The 18492-nt window shown below is 58.2% G+C and carries 20 protein-coding genes; 7 read left to right on the top strand and 13 right to left on the bottom strand.

Going from position 1 to position 18492, the window contains the following annotated elements; genetic code table 11:
• Window positions 1-5 precede the first annotated feature (5 nt).
• The gene (locus FHX11_RS02655; RefSeq protein ID WP_184354765.1) at window positions 6-941 is read right to left on the bottom strand and encodes a phytanoyl-CoA dioxygenase family protein; all 936 of its coding nucleotides are present in this window, start codon (window positions 939-941) and stop codon (window positions 6-8) included.
• A 112-nt stretch (window positions 942-1053) separates the two neighbouring features.
• The gene (locus tag FHX11_RS02650; RefSeq protein WP_184354763.1) at window positions 1054-1407 is read right to left on the bottom strand and encodes a DMT family protein; all 354 of its coding nucleotides are present in this window, start codon (window positions 1405-1407) and stop codon (window positions 1054-1056) included.
• A 189-nt stretch (window positions 1408-1596) separates the two neighbouring features.
• Between FHX11_RS02650 and FHX11_RS02645 the strand changes: the two genes are divergently transcribed.
• Both FHX11_RS02645 and FHX11_RS02640 read left to right on the top strand, forming a co-directional pair.
• A complete protein-coding gene (locus FHX11_RS02645) occupies window positions 1597-2436 on the top strand; it encodes an RDD family protein (protein ID WP_184354761.1) in 840 nt (279 codons plus the stop codon).
• 102 nt (window positions 2437-2538) lie between these two features.
• Window positions 2539-3051, top strand: coding sequence for a hypothetical protein (locus FHX11_RS02640; RefSeq protein WP_348649684.1), 513 nt, complete (start codon window positions 2539-2541; stop codon window positions 3049-3051).
• A 50-nt stretch (window positions 3052-3101) separates the two neighbouring features.
• Here FHX11_RS02640 and FHX11_RS02635 read toward each other — a convergent pair whose 3' ends face one another.
• Window positions 3102-4352: an MFS transporter gene (locus tag FHX11_RS02635; protein WP_184355782.1), complete on the bottom strand. Its 1251-nt coding sequence runs from the start codon at window positions 4350-4352 to the stop codon at window positions 3102-3104.
• Between the two features lie 284 nt (window positions 4353-4636).
• On the opposite strand from FHX11_RS02635, the gene uvrB reads away from it, so the two are divergent.
• Together uvrB and FHX11_RS02625 are read left to right on the top strand one after the other, a co-directional pair.
• Complete coding sequence (gene uvrB, locus FHX11_RS02630) at window positions 4637-7450, top strand: excinuclease ABC subunit UvrB (protein WP_184354760.1); 2814 nt, start codon at window positions 4637-4639, stop codon at window positions 7448-7450.
• A 77-nt stretch (window positions 7451-7527) separates the two neighbouring features.
• On the top strand, window positions 7528-8193 hold the full coding sequence (locus FHX11_RS02625) for a sce7726 family protein (protein ID WP_184354758.1): 666 nt from the start codon (window positions 7528-7530) through the stop codon (window positions 8191-8193).
• Here FHX11_RS02625 and FHX11_RS02620 read toward each other — a convergent pair.
• Genes FHX11_RS02620 through FHX11_RS02610 form a run of 3 tightly spaced genes read right to left on the bottom strand, consistent with a single transcriptional unit; the run spans window position 8153 to window position 10209 of the window.
• Complete coding sequence (locus tag FHX11_RS02620) at window positions 8153-9244, bottom strand: hypothetical protein (protein WP_184354756.1); 1092 nt, start codon at window positions 9242-9244, stop codon at window positions 8153-8155. The two genes, FHX11_RS02625 and FHX11_RS02620, sit on opposite strands and share 41 nt — an antisense overlap.
• Window positions 9245-9259: 15 nt before the next feature.
• Window positions 9260-9757, bottom strand: a complete 498-nt coding sequence (locus FHX11_RS02615) for an ImmA/IrrE family metallo-endopeptidase (RefSeq protein WP_184354754.1) — start codon at window positions 9755-9757, stop codon at window positions 9260-9262.
• On the bottom strand, window positions 9754-10209 hold the full coding sequence (locus FHX11_RS02610; RefSeq protein WP_184354752.1) for a hypothetical protein: 456 nt from the start codon (window positions 10207-10209) through the stop codon (window positions 9754-9756). Before FHX11_RS02610 ends, FHX11_RS02615 begins: the two co-directional genes overlap by 4 nt.
• 410 nt (window positions 10210-10619) lie before the next feature.
• Here FHX11_RS02610 and FHX11_RS02605 point away from each other — a divergent pair, with 410 nt between their 5' ends.
• Entirely contained in the window at window positions 10620-10832 is a 213-nt protein-coding gene (locus FHX11_RS02605; protein WP_184354750.1) for a cold-shock protein, read from the top strand.
• Window positions 10833-11028: 196 nt separating this feature from the next.
• Here FHX11_RS02605 and dusA read toward each other — a convergent pair whose 3' ends face one another.
• The 4 genes from dusA to FHX11_RS02585 form a co-directional block, all read right to left on the bottom strand.
• A complete protein-coding gene (gene dusA / locus FHX11_RS02600; RefSeq protein ID WP_184354748.1) occupies window positions 11029-12033 on the bottom strand; it encodes a tRNA dihydrouridine(20/20a) synthase DusA in 1005 nt (334 codons plus the stop codon).
• Between the two features lie 181 nt (window positions 12034-12214).
• Entirely contained in the window at window positions 12215-12925 is a 711-nt protein-coding gene (locus FHX11_RS02595) for a TfuA-like protein (protein WP_184354746.1), read from the bottom strand.
• Window positions 12922-14121: a YcaO-like family protein gene (locus FHX11_RS02590; RefSeq protein WP_184354744.1), complete on the bottom strand. Its 1200-nt coding sequence runs from the start codon at window positions 14119-14121 to the stop codon at window positions 12922-12924. The genes FHX11_RS02595 and FHX11_RS02590 overlap by 4 nt, the downstream gene beginning before the upstream one ends.
• Window positions 14122-14183: 62 nt before the next feature.
• Window positions 14184-14723, bottom strand: a complete 540-nt coding sequence (locus FHX11_RS02585) for a hypothetical protein (RefSeq protein ID WP_184354742.1) — start codon at window positions 14721-14723, stop codon at window positions 14184-14186.
• 337 nt (window positions 14724-15060) lie between these two features.
• On the opposite strand from FHX11_RS02585, the gene FHX11_RS02580 reads away from it, so the two are divergent.
• Both FHX11_RS02580 and FHX11_RS02575 read left to right on the top strand, forming a co-directional pair.
• Window positions 15061-15756, top strand: a complete 696-nt coding sequence (locus FHX11_RS02580; protein ID WP_184354740.1) for a fumarylacetoacetate hydrolase family protein — start codon at window positions 15061-15063, stop codon at window positions 15754-15756.
• Between the two features lie 15 nt (window positions 15757-15771).
• A complete protein-coding gene (locus FHX11_RS02575; RefSeq protein WP_184354738.1) occupies window positions 15772-16302 on the top strand; it encodes a gamma carbonic anhydrase family protein in 531 nt (176 codons plus the stop codon).
• Here FHX11_RS02575 and FHX11_RS02570 read toward each other — a convergent pair.
• From FHX11_RS02570 to FHX11_RS02560, 3 genes are read right to left on the bottom strand one after another with little or no spacing between them, the layout of a single operon-like run.
• Window positions 16299-16697, bottom strand: a complete 399-nt coding sequence (locus FHX11_RS02570) for a Fur family transcriptional regulator (protein WP_184354736.1) — start codon at window positions 16695-16697, stop codon at window positions 16299-16301. The two genes, FHX11_RS02575 and FHX11_RS02570, sit on opposite strands and share 4 nt — an antisense overlap.
• On the bottom strand, window positions 16694-17521 hold the full coding sequence (znuB, locus tag FHX11_RS02565) for a zinc ABC transporter permease subunit ZnuB (RefSeq protein WP_184354734.1): 828 nt from the start codon (window positions 17519-17521) through the stop codon (window positions 16694-16696). Before znuB ends, FHX11_RS02570 begins: the two co-directional genes overlap by 4 nt.
• Window positions 17514-18410: a metal ABC transporter ATP-binding protein gene (locus FHX11_RS02560; RefSeq protein WP_184354732.1), complete on the bottom strand. Its 897-nt coding sequence runs from the start codon at window positions 18408-18410 to the stop codon at window positions 17514-17516. The genes znuB and FHX11_RS02560 overlap by 8 nt, the downstream gene beginning before the upstream one ends.
• Between the last annotated feature and the right edge of the window lie 82 nt (window positions 18411-18492).

Below are 18492 nucleotides of genomic sequence, written 5' to 3'. Positions count from 1 at the left end.
TGCTCTCAGAGCATGTCTCCGAGGCTCCAATGGTTGTTCCATCGGACATCGATCTCGTCCTCGACATTCTGGTAGCGAATATCGGTCGACAGACGCAGGCGGCCGAGCGGATCGCGGTTGGTCGTCGAGGCATGAATCATATAGGGGCTGTGCAGCACGACATCGCCGGCCTCGTAATCGGCAGCCAGCCAGCGCGTATCGAAGCGCTCGGCCATGTCGGGCAGGTCCTTGGAGACCCAGCCTCCCTCCGTCATGTTTTTGTTGAAGGCGCTGATACGCTCCTCCGGCGTCAGCGACACGCTCTTGGCCGCAAACTCACGCTCCATGTCGGCGCCGATCCGATGCGATCCCTCGAGATAGACCAGACCGCCCATGTCAGCAGGAATGTCACCGATCGGAATCCACGCCGTGACGATGCGGCTGGTACCGCCGCGCAGATAGACGAGATCGTAATGCGCCGGTGTAACCGCATTGGTGTTCGGCCGGGTGAAACGCATGATCTTGCGCTTGTGAAGATAGGAAATGCCCTGCAGGAATTCGTCCATGAAGGCGGCAAGCCGCGGCTGCGCGCAAAAGCCCTCATAGGCGACCGAGCGCACCAGCGACATCAGCCGCCGGTCGGCCAGCACCTTGTCGAACTCGCCTTGGCCGGCTAGCCCGATCATCGGATCGGAACCGGGCTTCAGAAGCCCGGTCTCCATCAGGTGCGAAAACACCCAGGCGCGGAAATCGAGCACATCCTGGCGCTTGAGAAAGCCCTTGAGCCAGAGATAGCCGTGCTCCTCGTATCGCCCGCGCAAGGCGGCGATACCGGTTGCCGCGTCCGTGGGTTCGAGGTAGCCGAAACGATGCGGTGCCATCGACAGGTTCTTGCCGTTCGCCTCGAGCGGCGCTAGCCCCGCGACCGCCGCATGCGATGCCGGCTGCAACAACCCCGCCATGCCATCCTCCCGTAATACCGATCCGCCGGCAGCTTTTCCTCAAAAGCTTTGCCGACCTTACCTTCGAATCATAGGACGAACGACCGCCGCTGCCTAGCAGCTCGCCCTCGCCTCATCCCCGGAAAATGAAGGATGCGCCGATGGCGATCAGGGCAAAGCCGATGGCATGGTTCCAGGTCAGGTTCTCGCCGAGCCAGAAGACCGAGAAGCCGGAAAAGACGATCAACGTGATGACTTCCTGCATGGTCTTCAACTGCGCCGTCGTATAAACGGCCGACCCCAGGCGATTGGCCGGCACGGCCAGGCAATATTCGAAGAAGGCAATGCCCCAACTCGCGATAATGGCGATGAAGATGGCGCTGCCCTTATGCTTCAGATGCCCATACCAGGCGAAGGTCATGAAAATGTTGGAGGCAAACAGCATGATCACCGGCCAGATGGCGGCCGGGCTGAGTGAAAAGGGCATGATGAAATCCTATATTTGTCGAGAATCGTCCGCACCATGCCCCGCAAATCTCCGGAATTTCAAGGGTGGAGTGCCGCGCTGAATTGCTCCACCAATATAAAGCGAATTGATCACGGGACAGTCACGCTCAAAGGTTGATCGGCTGCTGGAGCGGCGTACGCTAGCAGCTAGATCAGAATCGAGGGCCTCATGAGTACGATCCAACAATTAAGTAGCTTGCCGCCACGGTATTTCTGGCGACGTGTGGCTGCGTATCTCATCGACCTCATCATCATTGAAGTCGCGCTGATTCTCTTCTTTCTGATCCTGTCGATAGTGACATCGTGGAACCTGAGCGTCCCGCTCTTTCAAAGCAGTCAATGCTCGCCAACAGCATCCGGTCCTCTCATCGAAAAGATCGAAGCCCAATGGCCGCTCAAACCGGGGGAAACACGTGTCAATGAACTCTGCCATGTGTCATGGCTTGGCAGCGACGGCTACTATCTGTTCCTTTCATCCGTCTCGTCGAAAGACGGCGCAACGACCTACGCGCGATCGTTTTCGGCCGCAGTCGACAAAAACGGTAACCCCATCGATCCAGGTACAAACAGCAACGCGCTGATGTCCGACGTCGTACTCCTCATCATACCGCTAGCCCTCGCTTATGGGTCGGCGAATGGCCGCCGCACGCCTGGAAAACGGCTACTGTCGCTCCATGTCGCTACGGTTGAAGATAGTCCGCCAGGATTTAGGACAGAACTTAAACGCGAAGCGTTGAAATTCCTGCCGTTGATTATCCTTTCCCTCCTCAGCTTCATCAATTTCTTCGTGACAAAGCCCGGAGGCCTCGATTTTGATCTCCTCATCGAGCGGGGAATTCAAACGGCACGGGACGGCAACCTCCTCTCAACCGATAGCGCTACAACTTCTATTTTATTACCCCCAATTGTCCTCACTCTTGGCCTAATCTGGTGGATATACCCACTGATCATTTGGCGTGGACAAACCTTCTACGACCGCTTTAGCAACTGCAAAGTTCTCAAGGCTTGACACTGAGCGCCTCATCTTTGCCTCAGATGCGGCCTTGCTACATTCACTCAAGCCATGAAGAATACCGCAAACATCCTCCCACTTGCCAAGGGATCGATCTCCGTGACCAAAATCTCCGCCGCACTGTCCTTCTCGCTTCTTGCGCCGCTCCGCATGGGATTGCTGGCAGCCGCCGTCGTCCTGCCGCTGTCGCCATTGCCCATAGCCGCGACGCAGGCGCAGGCGGCACCTGGCTCCTGCTGGTCGCTACTGCAGAGCAAATTTGGACCGCAGATCGAAAAGTCGGTGAACGAAGCCGACCCGTGCAAGAAGCTGCCGGGCGTCGATCACAAGGAAAAGTTCGAAGTCAAATCGCTCGATGTCTGCAGCGCGCCGGGCGGCGTGCAGATCAATGCCCACGCCGATCTCGCCTGCAAATCGCATGGCGTACTGCAGGCAACGGTGAAAGGGCAGTTGGAGGCGTCGGTAACGGTCGATGTCGGCGCTTGCCGCATCACCGATTCTCATGTCGGCGTCAGCGGCCCGATCGGCGAGCTAATATCCTCGGTCGGCGGCATGCAGGAACTCGCCCGCGGTTTCGCGCAGGCGAAGATCTCAGAGATTTGCGGTAAATAGGCGGAAAGCCGACGACGTGCTGCCGCCGGTTCCTCCTTGCGAGAACGCGGCTAGGACGGCAGCGCGCCGCTCGCCTCCTCCACATTTTCCCTGCCGAAACGGACATCCTTCTTCTCGAAACCGAAGCCGGCCAGCAGCGCCACCAGGAGCGCGACGATGGCCGCAACGATCAGCAGCGCGAAGGCATAATCGCCGTTCCAGTGTGCCGCGAGGCCCGCCTGGATCGATGCATTGCCGGAGGCAAGCAGGTTGCCGAGCTGATAGGCAAAGCCCGGGAATGTGCCGCGCACCTCCTCCGGCGACAGCTCGTTGAGATGCACCGGCACGATGCCCCAGGCACCCTGCACGAAGAATTGCATGAGGAAAGCGCCGACGGCGAGCATGACGGGCCCGTGCGCATAGACCCAGAGCGGCGCCACCGGGATTGCCAGCAAGGCGGCGATGACGATCCCGCGCCGCCGGCCGATGCGCTGCGACAGTGCCCCGAAGGTCAGGCCGCCGATCATCGCGCCGATATTATAGGCGATAGCGATGGCCCCGACGGTGTGGTTGTCATATTGCCGCTGGGTTTCGAGGAAGGTCGGGTAAAGATCCTGCGTGCCGTGGCTGAAGAAATTGAACGCGGTCATCAGCAGCACCGCCCACAGGAACAGCGGGATATTCTCGCGCAATACCGTCAGAAACGGCCGCTGCGGCTTCGCCTGGCGCTGCACGAAAGCCGGTGACTCCTGCACGTTGCGCCGGATATAGAGCACCAGCAGCGCCGGCAGCGCCCCGACGAAGAACATGCCGCGCCAGCCGATAGCCGGGAAGAGCAGGAAGAATACGATCGAGGCCAGCAGATAGCCGGAGGGATAGCCCGCCTGCAGAATGCCGGACACGATGCCGCGTGACTCCTCAGGCACGGTTTCCATCGTCAGCGAGGCGCCGACGCCCCATTCGCCGCCCATGGCGATGCCGTAAAGCGCCCGCAGAACCAGGAACATCGTCAGCCCGGTCGAGAAGCCGGTAAGAAATTCGAACAGCGAATAAAGCAACACGTCCGCCATCAGCGTCACCCGTCGGCCGAAACGGTCGGCCGCGAGCCCGAAGATCAGCGCGCCGAGCGGCCGCATGGCCAGCGTCAGGAAGATCGCTACGGCAACCGCCGGAACATCGGTGTGAAATTCCTCGGCTATATGCTTGAGAACAAAGACCAATATGAAGAAATCGAAAGCATCGAGCGTCCAGCCGAGATAGGCGGCTATGACGGTGTTTCGCTGCTGGGGGGACAGAGAACGTAAGCTATCCAATGCGGTCATCATGATCCTCCGACCGGATGGCGGCGGCGAGGCGGGCAAGTCCGGATGCCGTCGAAGCTGGGGGGAACCCGGCCTTGGCCGGGCATGTCGACGTCGCGGCCGGTTCCTCCCCTGGCGCCTTATGAGGATCGCGCCGGGCGGGCTTTCGAGTCCGCGCAACGCACCAGTCGCATGTGGGTTGTAGCATATTCGATAAGGTCGCCGAACTAAAAAAACCGCCACCTGTTTCCCTTTTGTACTCTTTGCCTCTTCACATCGGCATTGACTCTCGCCATATTCCGCCCATGGCAAAATCACCGAAGAAATCTCCCGCCCCGACCGGTTTCGAAGAGGCGCCACAGGCGCCGTTTGAAGGTGCGCCGCTGAGCGGCAGCGTCGCCGATTGGGTGAAGCAGCTCGAGGCCGAAGCCGAGGCCGGCAGCATCGAAAGCCAGCGCGAGATCGCCTCCAAGGCCGGCAAGCACCGCAAGAAGGTGGAGATCACCGCCGGCAAGACCGCCCGCGGCGTCTCCATGGGCGGCTCGACCGACCCGAAGACGCGCGCCGCCGCCGGCCTCAATCCGGTTTCCGGTCTCGATATCGCGCTTGAGGATGCCGACAAGATTGCGCCCGGTGGCGTCACCGCGACGGTCGAGGCGCTGTCGAAGCTGATCGAAAGCGGCAATCCGCTCTTCAAGGACGGCAAGCTCTGGACGCCGCACCGCCCCGCCCGCCCGAACAAATCCGAAGGCGGCATCGAGATCCGCATGGCCTCGGAATACCAGCCCGCCGGCGACCAGCCGACGGCGATCCGCGATCTCGTGGAAGGATTGGGCAACGGCGACCGCAACCAGGTGCTGCTCGGCGTCACCGGCTCCGGCAAGACCTTCACCATGGCCAAGGTGATCGAGGCGACCCAGCGCCCCGCCGTCATCCTCGCGCCGAACAAGACGCTGGCCGCGCAGCTTTATTCCGAGTTCAAGAACTTCTTCCCGGACAATGCGGTCGAGTATTTCGTCTCCTATTACGATTATTACCAGCCGGAAGCCTATGTGCCGCGCTCGGATACCTTCATCGAGAAGGAGAGCTCGATCAACGAACAGATCGACCGCATGCGCCACTCGGCCACCCGCTCGCTGCTGGAGCGCGACGACTGCATCATCGTCGCCTCGGTCTCCTGCATCTATGGTATCGGCTCGGTCGAGACCTATACGGCCATGACCTTCCAGATGAATGTCGGCGACCGGCTGGATCAGCGCCAGCTGCTGGCCGACCTCGTGGCGCAGCAATATAAGCGCCGCGACATGGATTTCATCCGCGGCTCCTTCCGCGTGCGCGGCGACACCATCGAAATCTTCCCGGCGCACCTGGAAGATGCCGCCTGGCGCATCTCCATGTTCGGCGACGAGATCGACGCCATCACCGAATTCGACCCGCTGACCGGCCAGAAGACCGGCGACCTGAAATCGGTGAAGATCTACGCCAATTCGCACTATGTCACGCCCCGCCCGACGCTGAACGGCGCCATCAAGGCGATCAAGGAGGAATTGAAACTCCGCCTCGCCGAGCTGGAAAAGGCCGGCCGCCTGCTGGAGGCGCAGCGCCTGGAGCAGCGCACCCGCTACGACGTCGAGATGCTGGAGGCCACCGGCTCCTGCGCCGGCATCGAAAACTATTCGCGCTATCTCACTGGCCGCAACCCCGGCGAGCCGCCGCCGACCCTGTTCGAATATATCCCCGACAACGCCATCATCTTCATCGACGAAAGCCACGTCACCGTGCCGCAGATCGGCGGCATGTATCGCGGCGACTTCCGCCGCAAGGCGACGCTGGCCGAATACGGCTTCCGCCTGCCCTCCTGCATGGACAATCGTCCCTTGCGCTTCGAGGAATGGGACGCCATGCGCCCGGATACGATCGCCGTGTCGGCGACGCCGGGCGGCTGGGAAATGGAGCAGTCCGGCGGCGTCTTCGCCGAACAGGTCATCCGTCCGACCGGCCTGATCGATCCGCCGGTCGAAGTGCGCTCCGCCCGCACCCAGGTCGACGACGTGCTCGGCGAGATCCGCGAGACCGCCGCCAAGGGCTACCGCACCCTCTGCACCGTCTTGACCAAGCGCATGGCCGAGGACCTGACGGAATATCTGCATGAACAGGGTGTGCGCGTGCGCTACATGCACTCCGACATCGACACGCTGGAGCGCATCGAGATCATCCGCGACCTGCGTCTCGGCGCCTTCGACGTCCTCGTCGGCATCAACCTGCTGCGCGAGGGTCTCGACATTCCCGAATGCGGCTTCGTCGCCATCCTCGACGCCGACAAGGAAGGCTTCCTGCGCTCGGAGACGTCGCTGATCCAGACCATCGGCCGCGCCGCCCGTAACGTCGACGGCAAGGTCATCCTCTATGCCGACACCGTCACCGGCTCGATGCAGCGGGCGATGGACGAGACCAGCCGCCGCCGCGAAAAGCAGATGGCCTATAACGAGGAAAACGGCATCACGCCGGAATCGGTGAAGGCGAAGATTTCCGATATCCTCGATTCGGTCTACGAGAAGGACCATGTCCGCGCCGATATCGGCGGCGCCGCCGGCAAGGGCTTCGCCGATGGCGGCCACCTCGTCGGCAACAATCTGCAGGCCCATCTCAACGCGCTGGAAAAAGCCATGCGCGACGCCGCCGCCGACCTCGACTTCGAAAAGGCCGCCCGCCTGCGCGACGAGATCAAGCGCCTCAAGGCCGCCGAACTCGCCGTCATGGACGATCCGATGGCGCGGGAAGAGGCAAAATCCATCGAGAGCAAGGGGGGCCGCCCCAATCCTTCGAGGCTCCGGTCTTCGACCTCCGCACCTCAGGATGAGGACGGAGCACAGTCTTCCTATTTCGCCAAACCCAACCTCGACGAAATGGGCCCCGGCAGCGATGCCGGCACGCCCCTCTTCCGCAGGAACACGCTGGACGAGATGACCGTCGGCAGGACGGAAAAGCCGGTCACCGGCAAAATACCGGACAAGCCGATCATCCGCGCCAAGCCGGGCGTGGGGTCCTATGAGGATGCGGTGGATGAGAAGCAGAGGAAGGGCCGGACGAAGGGGAAGACGGGGCGGCCTGGGAGGTAGGCAAATTTTCGTTTGCCGCCAAGGAATCCTTAGAATAATTCCCTCATCATAGCGTCGACTCTATCGTGATGGGCCAGATGGTATCTGCTGAATTTGAACTTAAAATTTCCACTATCAACCATATCGTGAGAAAGTATCACTTTCTCCACGATACAATTCTCATACACGAGTTCAGTAATGGAAAATGCGGAGCGCGTGCAGATATAGCTTTGCGTAGCAACAACTTATTGTATGCCTTCGAAGTTAAAAGTGCAAAAGACTCGCTCCGTCGCCTAGATAAACAAATAGAGATATACAAGAGTTATTTTGATCACGTCGTCATTGTTGCAGATGAGATACACATTAATAATGCGGCAGAAATATGCAAAATGAATGAGGTAACTCTACTACGATATCAAAAAAGAAGGATCACAACAGAAATAAAAGGCAGAACAAAAAGAATACCTAACAGCTTCATCGAAAGATATATGATATCTGAGAGAGAAAATATTAAGAATAATGGAAATAGCGCAAGAATTATACTCAATAAAATTATTAATAAAAAATACCACCAAAACATCGAATTGACAGCAAGAGCTTTCGAAAGAAAGGAAATAACTCGCGAAGAGCTACTGTATCTAAATCCTCATTTTGCAAACAGAGAAGAAAGAAAAAAGCTGTCTGAAATTAGAGAAAATAAGTGGAACCTATTTGCCCAGGATATTACAAATCGTCAGACCAATCATCTTCAGTTAGATTACTAATATCACCGGCGTAACCAAAGGTGGATTGCCGAAATAAGTGGATGTTTATTCTGGCGGCAGTTGCTCTAACCGGGGCGTTGATTGAGTAGTCTGCACCGATCTGCGTTAGCTTAATCAACTGGGTACCCCAGATATTCAAATTATGATCCCATGCCGGATCATTGATAGCCCTCGCCGCTGCCGATCGATAGCCGCTTTCTCTCTCTTCTGCCGTGATCACACGTTTTCCAAAAACAATTTGTCCAACCTCTTCGCGAAAAAAGCGCCAAACCGTTGAGCCAGGAAGGTCTATTCTCGGCATAGGAGTTCCTCCCCCGCCCAACCTCTCGGCGCGAGCACTCCCACGGTCACTGTAAATTAGCTTTAGTTGAGGATTCTGATTGGCCAATTCCAAATAGAACTCGCGCTCAAAAATCGCCTGCTTGTTGATTTCAGAGAATTCGAAAGGAAACGTCGTCGCTGATATAGCTATGCTTGCATCTGGGAAACGTGAAATAATAGCATCGCATTGGGCCTTAGCCGTTATGTACCGCGTCAATATCCGCTGATCCGCTTGGCCAAAATCAAGTATAAACAGCACATCATTGTAATTTGACCGCTGTAGGAAATCCACGAACTTCGGCACCACATGAAATACTTGCGCTGGGAACCGAACCACTGCTCCGCGACCAAGCTCCTTCACAGCAGCAATCTGTTTCTCGACTGCTTCACTGTCTTCACTTATCTGTAAAACCGGAATGGCATAGTCTATGCGCGCAACAAAATTGATCCAGTTCGCGAATCCCTTTTCCGGATTTTGAAGCGATTGCATCTGTTGCCACGCTGGGCTCTCGCTTGCGTAGTCGATGTCATCATCTAGTTCGACAATCCATGGTCGTTTGCCATACGCATGTTGAATCTTATCGATAGATTTTCTCAGCTCATTTGAATTGAGCCATGGTCGCAGGATAATATGAGGGAGCATGCGATCTTTGGCTAGATCAGGAAGCTCGCGCAAAGCCACCATCTCGGCGGGACGTACGGTTAGAATAGGAATGTACGTGAGTTCCACAGGACTTCTAAGCATTTATTTAAGCCCTAGCCTAATCGACATCGCATCTTCGGAAACACCAAAAAGCTCAGCCAAAGGATGAACACACTCTCTTTTAGCCAGCCCTTTTCTTTGCTTCCGCCAATCTAAAATCACGGCTTCCGGCATCAAGATATCAGCCGCAAGTCTATTCGCCTCCGCTTCGTATTTGTCCGAGAGCGTTGAACGATAGAGAATATTGTCAACGATTCCGTTACCTATGCGATCCTTATGCAGCAAAAAATGCGCAATCTCGTGAGCTAGGGTGAATCTCTGCCTGGTCTTAACTTCATGTCTATTTATGCGAATTTTGAAAGCTCCGACAATATCAGGATCAGGAGCAATCTCGCCCGAGATGCCAACGTCCAACGTTGCAGCTTTTACGGCAAGCCCCAACTCTTTGGCGAGTTCACCTAGTTTAACCGGTATAGTCTGATGGTATTTCTCTAATAGCACACGTATCTCAGGCGCTAGTCTTTGCCATTCCGCGCTCATGATGCTGCCTCACCGTACTCATCGTTTTCATCGCCCCAGTCGTCTGACTTGACTTCTTGCTTGGCATAGCTTGCGACCATCGCATCAACCCTATTTTCCAGAAGCGACCTTAAGTTACCTCCGGTAGAAAGCTCTTTTTCGACATGCCGAATGGCGGCTTCGACCGCATTTTGTTTTAATTGTTGGAAGCCGAAGACACCCAATATCGCAAGAACAATACTGACACAGGTAATAACAACGGTCACACATGTTAAGACTATTGTGACTACATCCGCATACTGCATGGGTGTACCTTCTGTAAGTACGTTACCTCTAACTTGCTCAGCAAAAATAAAAAGCGACAATATCGAACCTAGTAACATTCCGCAGGCAAATGAACCGAAAATATCACCACTATCGCTCAATATAGCAACCCTTCTTATTTCAGTATGTTTGCGGCTGGGCATCTTCATTGCGAAAGTTCGATAGTTGGTGCGCGACTCTATTTAAATGCTACATCGTAACCACAAGGTTGAAAAGCGGATCGTATATACAATCAAGACGGAACGCATTGAGCAGAGCATTACCTCCAACCCCTTGATTCTCCCTCCCTATCGCCCCCTTTTCTCGGTCCGCCCTAATATTACCCCTTGCCTTTTCCCTCGAACCCTGTCACCCATACAACCGCTCGGGCATTTGCATGCCGGTGACTGGACTGATTTGGCAATGCCGCCTGCGTGAGGCAGCGCGGCCGGGTTTCGCCCCGACCTGCGCAGACGTTCTTTCCCCGTACGTGAACTTCTCGACTGCTTTCGCATGGCGCGGAGGCGAAACCGTTCGGGTTTCCGGACAAACTTAGACTGATGGGAAAAGGACTATCCCGATGGCCACCAAGGGCACTGTAAAATTCTTCAACCAGGACAAGGGTTTTGGTTTCATCACCCCGGAAGGCGGCGCTAAGGACGTGTTCGTCCACATCTCCGCTCTCCAGGCTTCCGGCATCCAGTCGCTGCGCGAAGGCCAGCAGGTCACCTTCGACACCGAGCCGGATCGCATGGGCAAGGGCCCGAAGGCTGTCAACATCCAGGCTAACTAAGCCTCTGCTGACGGACCGATCAAGGTTTCGAACGGCGCGGTGCAAACCGCGCCGTTTTTCTTATCTCCTTCTCCCCAGCGGGTAGACGGTGCCCAAAGGGCGGATGAGGGGTGCGGAGCGTAGCGATGCAGGCCTTGAGCGGTAAGCGAAAGGCAATATCCCGGTAACGCCCCCTCTCCCCGCTCGGGCGAGGGTTTTACGCGCTGACCCGTTCCGCATCCGCGCCAAATTCTACGGCCGCAAACGCCGCCGCGATCACCTCCGGCCCTGCCCCCGGCTTGTTGGCATCGGTCGACAGGATTTGCCGGTAGCGGCGCGAGCCGGCCACGCCGGTGAACAGGCCAACCATGTGGCGGGCGATATGCTGCAGGCGGCCGCCATTGGCGATGTGGCGTTCGGCATAGGCCATCATCCGGTCGCGCAGCCCGTTCCAGTCCGGCTCGACCGCCGCTTCGCCGAAGAAACGATGGTCGACATCGGCGAGGATGGCGGCATTCTGATAGGCGGTGCGGCCGAGCATGACACCGTCGACATGGGCGAGATGCGCCTCTGCCTGATCCAGCGTCTGGATGCCGCCATTGATGCCGATGAAGACATCCGGCCAGCGACTCTTCATCCGGTAGACGATATCGTAGTCCAGCGGCGGGATTTCGCGGTTCTCCTTTGGCGACAGGCCCTTCAGCCAAGCCTTGCGGGCGTGAATCCAGATGGCGTCCGCGCCGGCGTCGAGCACGCGGCTGATCAACTCCGGCAGCGCCTGTTCCGGCTCCTGCTCGTCGACGCCGATCCGACATTTCACCGTCACCGGCGCCTTCGAGACAGCCTTCATCGCCGCAATACAGGCCGCCACCGTCTCCGGCGTCAGCATCAGGCAGGCGCCAAACGTGCCGGACTGCACGCGGTCGGAGGGGCAGCCGACATTGAGATTGATCTCGTCGTAATCATAGGCTTCGGCGATCCGCAGCGCCTCGGCAAGCTTGGCCGGATCGGAGCCGCCGAGCTGCAGGGCGACGGGATGCTCGCTCGCATCATGCCCCAGCAGCCGGTCACGCGGCCCATGAATGATCGCATCCGCCACCACCATCTCGGTATAGAGCAGCGCATGCCGGCTGATCTGCCGGTGCAGATACCTGCAATGGCGATCGGTCCAGTCGATCATTGGGGCAACGGAAAAAACCTTGTTTTTATAGTGACTTAGCACTTCATTCCATCCAATCAGTGCTCAATCGATACTCGTCAAGCCAAAAGTGTCTGTTCGCGCCGAGATAACACTTTCACGTATAAAAATGAAGCCTGAACGCTTTCGCGACCTGTCAGCCCTGCTTTGGCCCGTTGCACTCAATGCTCAAGCCATGTCTTTACGAGATCCGGTATGATGTCGACTAGCAGACCGGAAACGTGGCTTTCCAAAAATTTGTTGCCTCAAATGTCCAATTGATTTGAGGAGCAACGCGTCGATCGGGTGTTCTCATGACCGCTTCGACAAGGAGTTGCGCGTCATGAAGCTTCTGATTGACACTATTTGCACGCAATATCGCCAACACCTCGGATGCTCGGGTTCCATCCGGAATAGCTGACAGCACCAGGCGCTTATAGGTACGCTCCTTGAAGAAAATCGCTTTCGCGGCCGCCAAGAGTTGATCATGCTCGGCAGCTGTGATGTACGAAAGTTGCAAGCATCTCGAAATCGTCGCGCGGACATTGACGAGGGGCTCGCTGAGAGGAAGGAAGCCCACCTCGGTGGGGGCATGAGATTGCGCAACATCGGAATCGTCTTCCAATGCACCGCTCATGTAGCCGTCAAAGATTTCGCCAATCCCCATCATACCGAATGCGGCACATTCCGCGGCTCTCAGGGCGCCCATGCTCGCAGCCCCGAAGATATGAACCCCTTGCGCAAGTCCGAACAGAATCTCCTTGTGCCAGATGGCGGGGACATACTCATAAACCCCGTCAATGAGCCCGATGACCGTGGCACCGTCCTGAATGGCTTTGTGGAAATCTCCCTGTCTGGCGGGCGGGCGCAGCTGGTAGCCGGCGTTTGACGGCAAATTTGCACCGTAAAGCGTGGGGCCTGCGAAAATCACCTTCATCTCGACTTCATGATCCTCTTCAGCGCACGAGACCCAAACCTTCGCTTTCGTTTCCCATCCGGGTTTTCCAATTCGGGGACAAGAACCTTCGCCACGCTGAAATCATCCTCTGCCGGGTTTAGGTGCACGACGATTGCGGACTTCACTCCCACCGCCTTGAGCTTGCCGACAACGCCCTGGAGCATGTCACCGAGCGTCGCTCGCATGACCGTATTCGGTAGCGGAGCATAATTATTCGGCTGCATGAACAGTGCATCACGCAAGTGGTCTGGAAGCGGCCGCGCGAAGGTGTCGGGATGGATGTCGTCACGGGCACCGCTGATATATGTCAGTCTTGACTGGGCTGCTTCGGTAACGGCCCTGATCGCGGCACGAACCGGATTCGGATGAGCCCCGGCGCCGTAGGTCACCTCAATGTAGCGCAACGCAATTTCGGACGGCACGACCGGCGCCATGAAGGCTTCGAAGCAAGGAATGCCGACGTCGCTTGTCGTGTCGAACATCTGCAGTCGAAACCCCGCATCCCAAACCCGCTGCGCGAGACCGCTGAGAACAGGGTCGCACAACGAAGCCACGTCGATACAGCGTCGTCTTCTCTCTTCCGTGGAACCGAACTGCGAGATCACTTCCGCATCGCGTTCGATGCGTTCCAGCAAGCCATGAAACGTCGCTTCGAGGAGCGTGTTGCCGGACGCAAGACCATCCGAAGATTGCCAGAATCTGTTCGCTTGTGTGTCGTCGAGCAGGACGGCGTCACGAGGGACCCACACATCGCGTTCGGCAATAATGTCATGTCCCAGCGTCCAGGCTACCGCTTCCTCGGCCTGTATTTCGCTTCGCCCGACCGAAATCAGACAATGCAGCGGATCGCCGAAAGACCCTTCGGATTCCAGCTGTCGGAAGCTTGTCAGCCGGCTCTCGATTTGTGGATTTCCGGCAACAGAGCGCTCCAGCGCTTCCATCGCCGCCGACACCTTCGCGTCTATGTCTTCGATCCCCTTGCCCTGGTTGATGACGATGGAGCGTGAATTGGGCGTGATGGCATTCCAGACGGGAATGCCGATCCTGTCCAGATCGGTCAATCGGGCAAGCCGGGTTATTCCATGCTTTCTCAGCGATGGCATGATACGCGCCATTGTCTCATTCGGAGAGCAACTGCGATCGGAATAAGAAGTCAATGGCGCGTCGGAAATCATGCTATTCGACCGAGAGCAGAGCGGACGGAACTCCGAACATTTCGCAACCGGCTATCGGTCGATCATTCGGAGAACGCCGCCTCCTTGGCCTTGACCGCAACGTCGACGTCTGTGTCCGGGGTTTTGTAGTAGTGACCAGAGAAGGCTGTTTCCTTCGGTTCGAAGGCAACCGCAATGTCTGCTGCCTTGGACTGAAAGTACAAACCGGAAAAAGCTGATTCCTTCGGTTCGAAGCCAACCGCGACATCCGCTGCCTTGGACTGAAAGAGCAACCCGGAGAACGCCGCTTCCTTCGGCTCAAAGGCAACGGCAACATCTGCCCCCGGGCTTCTGAAGACGTGACCGGAAAAAGCTGCCTCTTTCGGTTCGAAGCCAACGGCGACATCCGCTGCCTTGGACTGAAAGAACTGACCAGAGAATGCTACTTCCTTCGTCTCGAAGCCGACCGCAACATCAAGGTCGGTTTCGAATTTATCGTCGCTGTCGTCACCAGAGATAAAGTCTTCACGACTGCCGTCCATCGCGGTGACGGTGCCTGCATCAAAGTCAACGAGCCATAGACCGGCTTCACCCTTTACGCCTAGAATCATCATTTTAGACATGCAATTCTCCTCTGCGGGTGTGAAATCAGATAAACGAGAATAGGTCAGCTAACATGGTATTGCCGTACTAACGGCCCACCATAGCATCCGCGATACGCGATGACAAAAGCTTCTCTCGATGACTATGGGATCTCTTGGGCGACGATAGTGCGATACGGCGATGCGGAAAAACCGAGAGCGGTTCATCGGCCTGGACGGGAAACCTTTCTATCCGTGCTCCACATCAAAACCTTCTCCAAGACCGGTTTTCCCGGCGGCAACAATGATGCTAGGTTGATCAACGGAGTCGGAGGGCCATAGGTCTTCCAGATACAGATTGAACATTTGAAGAGTTGCCATGACCGCATCGCTTGCCACCGTCATTCCCCAGCCCGCCCCCGTCCTGCTGCCGATCGACGGTGAAGCCGAGTCCTTTCCCGTGCGCCGGGTCTATTGCGTCGGCCGCAACTATGCCGACCATGCGATCGAGATGGGCCACGACCCCAGCCGCGAGCCGCCCTTCTTCTTCCAGAAGAATCCGGACAATCTGCTGGTTGGCGACGACTTCCCCTACCCGCCGCTGTCGTCGGACGTGCATCACGAGGTCGAGCTGGTGATCGCGCTTCGAAGCGGCGGCGCCGATATTCCCGCCGAGCGGGCGCTGGACTGCGTCTACGGCTACGGCGTCGGCATCGACTTCACCCGCCGCGACCTGCAGGGCGAGGCCAAGAAGCTCGGCCGCCCCTGGGAGATCGCCAAGGCTTTTGAACATTCCGCCCCGATCTCGGCGCTGATGCCGGCAACCCGAGTCGGCCATCCGGACAAGGGCGGCATCTGGCTGATGCGCAATGGTGAGACGGCGCAGCGCGGCGACCTTCAGCAAATGATCTGGAAGGTGCCGGAAATCATCGCCGAACTGTCGAAGCTCTTCACGCTGGCGCCGGGCGACATCATCATGACCGGCACACCAGCCGGCGTCGGCCCGGTCGCGCGCGGCGACCGGATCACCTGCGCCGTCGACGGCGTGGCGACGCTGGTATTGAAGGTGGTTTGACCGAGGAGAACAGCAATGCCGCTCTACGCCCTGTCCGGTCTTGTTCCGAAGACGCCGGAAGCCGGTCTCTACTGGATCGCGCCGGATGCCACCGTCATCGGCAAGGTCGAACTCGGCGAGAATGTCGGCATCTGGTTCGGCGCGGTGCTGCGCGGCGACAATGAACCGATCACCGTCGGCAAGGACACGAATATCCAGGAAGGCGTGATGGTGCACACCGACCCCGCCTACCCCACGACGATCGGCGAAGGCTGCACCATCGGCCATCACGCCATCATCCATGGCTGCACCATCGGCAATAATTCACTGATCGGCATGGGCGCCACCGTGCTGAATGGCGCGAAGATCGGCAACAACTGCCTTGTCGGCGCCAATGCGCTGGTGACCGAGGGCAAGGAATTTCCCGACGGCTCGCTGATCGTCGGCGCCCCGGCAAGAGCCATCCGCACCTTGGACGAGGCCGCCATCGAGGGCCTGCGCCGCTCGGCTCGCAACTATGTCGCCAACTGGCAGCGTTTCGCCCGCGACTTGAAAAGGCTCGATTAGGCCGCGCATCCAGCGCAATGACCGCGGATTTCGATGGTCGACTTCTCGGCCTTGAATTTCTGCGATTTCAGCCAGTCCATCAGCCGGTGGTCAACCTCATGGTCGTGGAATTCGATCACCTGGCCGCAGCTTTCGCAGATGGCGAAGGCGACGAGGCCGTGGCTGTGGCAATCCTCGTTCGGATGGGCGCAGACGACGAAGGAATTGATGCTCTCCAGCCGGTGCACCACGCCATATTCCAAGAGCTTGTCCAAAGCACGATAGACCTGCAGCGGCGCGCGAAAACCGTGGTCGCGCAGCTTGTCGAGGATGGTATAGGCGCTGAGCGGCCCCTCCGCCTTGGTCAGCACGTCGAAGACGAGCGACTGGTTCTTGGTGAGCATCGGAGTGGTCATGATTCCTGTCCTCTCTGTTGCGCCGCCGGCGCGCTACCCCTGCGGGCAAGGGGCAGCAGGCTGATGATAAACAGACCGAGCGCCGCGACGACGATCGACGGGCCGGATGGCGTGTCATAATGCAGCGAGCCGAACAGCCCGCCGACGACGGCGACCGCGCCGACCAGCGAGGCGAAGACCGCCATCATCTCCGGCGTCGCCGCGAAGCGGCGGGCGGTGGCGGCGGGAATGATCAGCAGCGCCGTGATCAGCAAAATGCCGACGATCTTCATGGCGATGGCGATGACGACCGCCATCAGCAGCATGAAGAACAGCTTGGCTCGCTCGGGGTTCAGCCCCTCGGCCTCCGCCAGTTCGGGGTTGACGGTCGATGCCAGCAGCGACCGCCAAAGCCAGGCGATCGCCGCCAAGACGAGGATGCCCCCGCCCCAGATCATCGCGACATCCGAACGGCTGACCGCAAGAATATCGCCGAACAGGAAGGCGATGAGATCGATCCTGACCCAGCTCATGAAGGCGACGATGACAAGGCCGATCGCCAGCGTCGCATGCGAGAGAATGCCGAGCAGCGCATCGGCCGACAGCGCCTGCCTGCGCTGCAGGAACAGAAGCAGGATCGAGACGAGTGCCGCCACCGCGAAGACGGAGAGCGTCAGGTTAAGCTGGAACAGCAGCGACAACGCCACGCCGAGCAGTGCCGAATGCGAGATGGTGTCGCCGAAATAGGCCATGCGCCGCCAGATGATGAAGCAGCCGAGCGGTCCGGTGGTCAAGGCCAGTCCGACGCCGGCCAGGATGGCGCGCAGGAAGAAATCGTCAAACATGGCGCGTCCCCTCCGCATGATGGTGGCCGTGATCGTGGTGATCATGCTCATGGTCCGCATGGTCATGATCTTGATGATCGTGCTCGTGATGACCGTCGCCCGAATGGCAGTGATCCGTGATCGTGCCGTCGGCATGCTGCACGCGCCCGTCAGGCAGATGCGTATGGTCGTGATGGTGGCTGTAGATCGCCAGCGACTGCGCCGCCCGCGTGCCGAACAGCCGGACATATTCCGGACTCTGGCTGACGGTCTGCGGCGTGCCACGGCAGCAGACATGACCGTTCAGGCAAACGACCGTATCCGTCGCCGCCATGACGACATGCAGATCGTGCGAGATCAGCAGGATGCCGCAGCCCTCAGAATTGCGGATCGACTTGATGAGGTCGTAAAGGGCGATCTCGCCGTTGAAATCGACGCCTTGCACCGGCTCGTCCAGCACCAGCAGATCCGGCTTGCGGGCGATGGCGCGCGCCAGCAGCGCCCGCTGGAATTCGCCGCCGGACAGGTGCTGTACCTCGGCCTTGGCAAGATGGGCAATCCCCACCGCCTCCAGCGCCGCCGTCAATTCAGATTGGGATAACGGCCCGGTTAGTGTCATCAGGCGGTGGACGCTGAGTGGCAACGTCCAATCGACTGCAAGCTTCTGCGGGACATAACCGACCTTGAGACCGGTCACGCGCTCGACGCGGCCTTCGTCCGGCTTCAGCACGCCAATCGCCGCCTTGGCGCTGGTGGATTTGCCAGAGCCGTTCGGGCCGATCAGCGTGACGATCTCGCCGCGGCTCACCGAAAAGTCGACGCCGCGCACCAGCCAGCGTCCGTCGCGGCGGACGCCGACATCCTGGAGCGACACCAGTGGCCGGCTCTGATTGTCCACGGAAGAAAGCATGAAATTTCCACTTGCGCTGTTGCGCCCTGCTATCGCACACGTTATAGCATAACGCAATTGATGTAATAACATAACAGACCCA

The sequence above is a fragment of the Rhizobium sp. BK602 genome, from assembly GCF_014195095.1.
Classification (GTDB): Bacteria; Pseudomonadota; Alphaproteobacteria; order Rhizobiales; family Rhizobiaceae; genus Rhizobium.
Note: the sequence above shows the minus strand (reverse complement) of the source record. Positions and strands in the feature narration are given on the sequence as shown.

Coding starts and splice junctions, on each gene's coding strand:
- FHX11_RS02560 (WP_184354732.1), bottom strand. CDS start 18,410: ATGCTTTCTTCCGTGGACAATCAGAGCCGGCCACTGGTGTCGCTCCAG.
- FHX11_RS02615 (WP_184354754.1), bottom strand. CDS start 9,757: ATGAGCGCGGAATGGCAAAGACTAGCGCCTGAGATACGTGTGCTATTA.
- FHX11_RS02575 (WP_184354738.1), top strand. CDS start 15,772: ATGCCGCTCTACGCCCTGTCCGGTCTTGTTCCGAAGACGCCGGAAGCC.
- FHX11_RS02585 (WP_184354742.1), bottom strand. CDS start 14,723: ATGTCTAAAATGATGATTCTAGGCGTAAAGGGTGAAGCCGGTCTATGG.
- uvrB (WP_184354760.1), top strand. CDS start 4,637: ATGGCAAAATCACCGAAGAAATCTCCCGCCCCGACCGGTTTCGAAGAG.
- FHX11_RS02590 (WP_184354744.1), bottom strand. CDS start 14,121: ATGATTTCCGACGCGCCATTGACTTCTTATTCCGATCGCAGTTGCTCT.
- FHX11_RS02605 (WP_184354750.1), top strand. CDS start 10,620: ATGGCCACCAAGGGCACTGTAAAATTCTTCAACCAGGACAAGGGTTTT.
- FHX11_RS02635 (WP_184355782.1), bottom strand. CDS start 4,352: ATGACCGCATTGGATAGCTTACGTTCTCTGTCCCCCCAGCAGCGAAAC.
- FHX11_RS02625 (WP_184354758.1), top strand. CDS start 7,528: ATGGTATCTGCTGAATTTGAACTTAAAATTTCCACTATCAACCATATC.
- FHX11_RS02570 (WP_184354736.1), bottom strand. CDS start 16,697: ATGACCACTCCGATGCTCACCAAGAACCAGTCGCTCGTCTTCGACGTG.
- FHX11_RS02650 (WP_184354763.1), bottom strand. CDS start 1,407: ATGCCCTTTTCACTCAGCCCGGCCGCCATCTGGCCGGTGATCATGCTG.
- znuB (WP_184354734.1), bottom strand. CDS start 17,521: ATGTTTGACGATTTCTTCCTGCGCGCCATCCTGGCCGGCGTCGGACTG.
- FHX11_RS02580 (WP_184354740.1), top strand. CDS start 15,061: ATGACCGCATCGCTTGCCACCGTCATTCCCCAGCCCGCCCCCGTCCTG.
- FHX11_RS02610 (WP_184354752.1), bottom strand. CDS start 10,209: ATGAAGATGCCCAGCCGCAAACATACTGAAATAAGAAGGGTTGCTATA.
- FHX11_RS02655 (WP_184354765.1), bottom strand. CDS start 941: ATGGCGGGGTTGTTGCAGCCGGCATCGCATGCGGCGGTCGCGGGGCTA.
- FHX11_RS02645 (WP_184354761.1), top strand. CDS start 1,597: ATGAGTACGATCCAACAATTAAGTAGCTTGCCGCCACGGTATTTCTGG.
- FHX11_RS02595 (WP_184354746.1), bottom strand. CDS start 12,925: ATGAAGGTGATTTTCGCAGGCCCCACGCTTTACGGTGCAAATTTGCCG.